Source organism: Mesorhizobium sp. M4A.F.Ca.ET.090.04.2.1, assembly GCF_003999085.1.
Taxonomy (GTDB): domain Bacteria; phylum Pseudomonadota; class Alphaproteobacteria; order Rhizobiales; family Rhizobiaceae; genus Mesorhizobium.
The window spans coordinates 1-4894 of sequence record NZ_RZOT01000465.1 but is presented as its reverse complement, the minus strand read 5'-3'; the positions used below and the strand labels follow the sequence as shown (position 1 = coordinate 4894).

The window sequence follows — 4894 nt, the reverse complement described above, 5'->3', positions numbered from 1 at the left end:
GTGCTGTCGCTGGCCCTGCTCGAGCGCACCGGCGACGACGAGCTCAAGCAGGCCGCCAAGCGCGTAAGCGCCAAGATCGCCGGCGCGGTGCCGCCGCCCTTGCGCCATGCGCTCGACGCCAATGCTCTGCACGCCTGGGGTTTTGCAGCGCCTTCGGCTTCGGCGGTCGATCTTGCCTTGGTGCGCCGTGCCATTCGCGACGAGGAGAAGCTCGACCTTTCATATCGCGATGAAGCGGGCCGCAACACGAAGCGCATCATCCGGCCTGTCGCGCTCATCTACTACGCCGAGACCGCCAACATCGTCGCCTGGTGCGAGTTGCGCCAGGCCATCCGCAACTTCCGCAGCGACCGCATCGAGGACTGCCGGCTGGCGGGCCTATGGTTCAAGGGCGAAGGCGACCGGCTGCGGCAGGTCTGGGTGGACGGCTGGGAGATCAACGAATCGGCTGCGAGCGCCTGAGAGGGATCTCAAGATACGTACCGCGGAAATTCCGACCTGTCGCGTTGTGCTTACCTTGGTATCTCGGAACCTTCGGAGATTGGCCGAAACGCCCATCAGGTCGTCATCCTATGGCGGAGCAAGGAGCGAAGCGACGCGGCGCAGACCATGGGATCCATGCCGTGACGTTGAAGCGTTGCGACGGTGCAGAATTCTGCGCCGCTGCATCCTTCGGCCGAGGTAACGGCATGGATCCTTGGGTCTTCACTCCGCTTCGCGTCGCTACGCCCAAGGATGACGAAGTCGGAAAGCTGCGTCCAATCGCAAACGTTTACGAAGGTTCGCGGGAAAGCCAGCAACCTTTCTTCGCGTCGGCGAACGACGTGAAATTACCGCACGTCCACCCAGCGCTGTTCCTGGAACGAGCGCGCCATCGCATGCACGGTGCGCTCGATCTCCAGCCCCTCGTCGAAGTCGATGATCCTCGCCGGCTTGCCGGCAAGCCGCAGCAGGAGCTCGCGGCACTCGATGATCTTGAGGTCATTGAAGCCGAGGCCGTGGCCCGGCGCCGGCACGAAGGCGTCGTAAGGTTTGTGGTGCGGCGCCACCAGGATCGTGCGGTAGCCCTGCTCGGTCGGCCTGTCGGCCGTCAGGTAGAGCTGGAACTCATTGAACCTCTCCTGGTCGTAGAGGATCGAGCCCTTCGAGCCGAAGATCTGGATGGCGATGCGGCCCTTGCGGCCCCAGGCCGAGCGGTTGACCAGCAGCGTGCCGGCTATGCCGTTCTCGAGATGCATCAGCACGCTGGCGATGTCGTAGGTCTCGACCGCGCGGCGCCCCCCGGATGCGACCTTGCGGTCGGCATAAGGCTTGGCCATGTCGCACATGACGCGGCCAACGCGGCCGAACAGCACCTTGATCAGCGACAGCGGATGCACGGCGAAATCGTCGAGCGCGCCGTAGCCCGACGCCGCCTCGTGCTTCCAGAAGAACGCCGCCTCGGGGTCGGCCATGAAGTCCTCGTCCATCTCGATGCGTAGATGGTTGATCTCGCCGATAATCTTCTCCTCGAGCAGCGCGCCGATATGGCGGATGGCAGGGTTCTGGATGTAATTGTAGCCGAGCGCCGCCACCTTGCCGGATTTCCCGGCCGCCTCTGCCATCGCCTCGGCTTCCGTGAAGCCTGGCGCCATCGGCTTCTCGCACCAGAGATGCTTGCCGGCTTCGAGGATGGCGATGGCCATTTCCGGATGGTACTGGTTGGGCGTGGTCAGCGAGACGATCTCGACCTCCGGGTCGTCGACCACGGCGCGCCAGTCGCCGGAGCCTTTCGCGAAGCCGAATTCACCGGCCTTGCGTTTGGCAAGCTCGTCATTGACCTCGCCGAGATGCACCAGCTTCGGCTTGGCCACGTCGGGAAACACGGTGGCGACAGAGCTCCAGGCGATGGCATGGCACTTGCCCATGAAACCCGTGCCGATGAGGCCCACTCCGACCATTTGGATGTCTCCGCGCCAGAGCAATTCCAGGAAAAGTAAGAAACGGCTTTCCGTCCGGAATTGCGTCAACAAACAGCTAGAACGGTTCTGCGTTTCCAGGAACCGTTCTGGGGAAGAATTTCGCGTGGATGAATTAATCCATTTCCGCTTGGAATGGAATGTCCAAATCATTTTTTATGGCGTTCTTGCGTGAAGTCGCTATGATGAGGCAGGAGAGGGAACTATCGGTATGGCCGTGGGCGGAGCGACAATGGACGAACGGGTTCCCCGCGATTTCGAGACGCTGCGCGCGACGATCCTGGAGCGGCGCCAGAGCCTGCCCAAGCGCATCGCGCAGATCGCCGCCTATGCGCTCGACAATCCCGACGACATCGCCTTCGGCACCGCTGCCAGCATCGCCGCCTCCGCCGGCGTCCAGCCCTCGACGCTGATCCGCTTCGCCCAGCAGCTTGGCTTCGACGGCTTCACCAGCCTGCAGCTTGTGTTCCGCGAGCGCCTGCGCGAACGCAATTCCTCCTATGACGAGCGGCTGGCCGCCTTGCGCGCCAAGGCCGAGGAAGGCGCCGGCCACCGGGCGATCTTCGACGGTTTCGTCGCCGCCGCCAGTACCTCGCTGAGTGACATTTCGCGCACGCTGAACGAACCGCATTTCGAGGAGGCCATCGCGCTGCTGGCCAAGGCCGAGACCATTTATGTGCTGGCCAAGCGCCGCTCCTACCCGGTCGCCTCCTACATCGCCTATGCGCTGGGCAAGCTCAAGATCCGCAACCAGCTGATCGAGTCGGCCGCCGGGCTGAACGCGGAGATGATCGGCTTTGCCACGCCGAGGGACGCCGTCATCGCCATCAGCTTTTCTCCTTACGCGCCGGCGACCATCGAAGAGACGCGTTCCATTTCCGAACAGGGCGTGCCGATCGTCGCCATCACCGACTCGTCGTTCTCGCCGCTGGCCCAGTTCGCCGAGGTCTGGTTCGAGGTCGCCGAGGCCGATTTCGCCGGCTTCCGCTCGCTGTCGGCGACCATGGCGCTGGCCATGGCGCTGACCGTCGCAGTCGGCGAGAAGCGGCGCGACACGGGCCGCAAGCGCAAGGGCTGAACGGCTTGGCCTGCAGTCTTTTTCGGCTAGGGAATGCTCATTCCATCTTGACTACAGATTGGAATTATTATTTCATAATTCAGGCGTCACGCTGCCGCTCGCGCGTGTACCCCAAAACGGGGTTGCTCAAGACAATAAGGCCGATGGGAGGTTCGAATGGGCGAAGCCGTGGAAGCGAAAGCGCTCGACGTCATCACCATCGGTCGCGCCTCGGTCGATCTCTATGGCCAGCAGATCGGCTCACGGCTGGAGGACATCACCTCCTTCGCCAAATCGGTCGGCGGCTGCCCGGCCAACATCTCCGTCGGCACCGCCAGGCTCGGCCTGCGCTCGGCGCTGCTCACCCGCGTCGGCGACGAGCAGATGGGCCGCTTCATCCGCGAGCAGCTCAAGCGTGAAGGCGTCTCGGTCGATGGGCTGAAGACCGACAAGGAGCGGCTGACCGCGCTGGTGCTGCTCTCGGTCGAGGACGAAGGCGTCTCGCCGATGATCTTCTACCGCTCCGACTGCGCCGACATGGCGCTGGCTGAGGAGGATATCGACGAGGCGTTTATTGCCTCTGCCCGCGCGATCGTCGTCACCGGCACGCATTTCTCGCGGCCTAACAGCGATGCCGCGCAGCGCAAGGCGATCCGCATCATGAAGGCCAAGGGCGGCAAGGTGGTCTTCGACATCGACTACCGTCCCAACCTCTGGGGCCTCGCCGGCCATGCCGAGGGCTTCGAGCGTTACGTCAAGTCGGACCGCGTCTCGGCCCAGCTGAAGACGGTGCTGCCGGATTGCGACCTGATCGTCGGCACCGAGGAGGAGATCATGATCGCCTCGGGCGCCGACGATTGCCTGAGCGCGCTGAAGACCATCCGCTCCTTGTCCTCGGCCACCATCGTGCTCAAGCGCGGCGCCATGGGCTGCATCGTCTATGACGGGCCGATCAGCGACGACCTCGAGGACGGCGTCGTCGGCAAGGGCTTCCCGATCGAGGTCTACAACGTGCTCGGCGCTGGCGATGCCTTCATGTCGGGCTTCCTGCGCGGCTGGCTCGGCGGTGAAAGTTTTGCCACGGCTGCGACCTGGGCCAATGCCTGCGGCGCCTTCGCGGTGTCGCGCCTGCTCTGCGCGCCGGAATATCCGACCTTCGAGGAATTGCAGTACTTCCTCAAGCACGGCAGCAAGCATCTGGCGCTGCGCAAGGACGAGGCCATCAACCACATCCATTGGGCGACGACGCGCCGGCGCGATGTTCCCTCGCTGATGGCGCTCGCCTGTGACCATCGAATCCAGCTCGAGGACGTCGCCGCCAAGGCCGGTGCCGATGTCGCGCGCATCGAGGATTTCAAGGTGCTGACCGTCAAGGCGGCGGCCAGGGTCGCCGCCGGCCGCGCCGGTTACGGCATGCTGCTCGACGAGAAATACGGCCGCGACGCCATGTTCGAATTCGCCCGCCATCCCTTCGCCTGGCTTGGCCGTCCGGTCGAGCTGCCGGGCTCGCGACCGCTGCGCTTCGAATTCTCGCAAGACATCGGCTCGCAGCTAATCGACTGGCCGGTCGAGCACTGCATCAAATGCCTGTGCTTCTACCACCCGGACGACCCCGAGGCGCTGAAGCTAGAGCAGCAGCAGAAGCTGCGCAGCCTGTTCGAGGCCGCGCGGAAAGTGGGCAGGGAGCTTCTCGTCGAGATCATCGCCGGCAAGCACGGCAAGCTCGACGACACCACCATTCCGCGCGCGCTGGAGGAACTCTACGCGCTGGGCATCAAGCCCGACTGGTGGAAGCTCGAGCCGCAGGCATCCGCAAGCGCCTGGGCCAAGATCGAGGCGGTGATCGTCAAGAACGATCCATGGTGCCGCGGTGTCGTGC

General features: G+C 64.1%; 4 protein-coding genes. 3 read left to right on the top strand and 1 reads right to left on the bottom strand.

Annotated features, from left to right (window positions below):
* A partial coding sequence (locus EN781_RS25735; RefSeq protein ID WP_127400454.1) for a WYL domain-containing protein occupies positions 1-462 on the top strand: 462 nt, incomplete at its 5' end.
* Between the two features lie 368 nt (positions 463-830).
* On the opposite strand, the gene EN781_RS25730 is transcribed toward EN781_RS25735, so the two are convergent.
* A complete protein-coding gene (locus tag EN781_RS25730; protein ID WP_126057081.1) occupies positions 831-1940 on the bottom strand; it encodes a Gfo/Idh/MocA family oxidoreductase in 1110 nt (369 codons plus the stop codon).
* Positions 1941-2190: 250 nt separating this feature from the next.
* On the opposite strand from EN781_RS25730, the gene EN781_RS25725 reads away from it, so the two are divergent.
* Complete coding sequence (locus EN781_RS25725) at positions 2191-3036, top strand: MurR/RpiR family transcriptional regulator (RefSeq protein WP_189347856.1); 846 nt, start codon at positions 2191-2193, stop codon at positions 3034-3036.
* 156 nt (positions 3037-3192) lie between these two features.
* A partial coding sequence (iolC, locus tag EN781_RS25720; RefSeq protein WP_127400453.1) for a 5-dehydro-2-deoxygluconokinase occupies positions 3193-4894 on the top strand: 1702 nt, incomplete at its 3' end.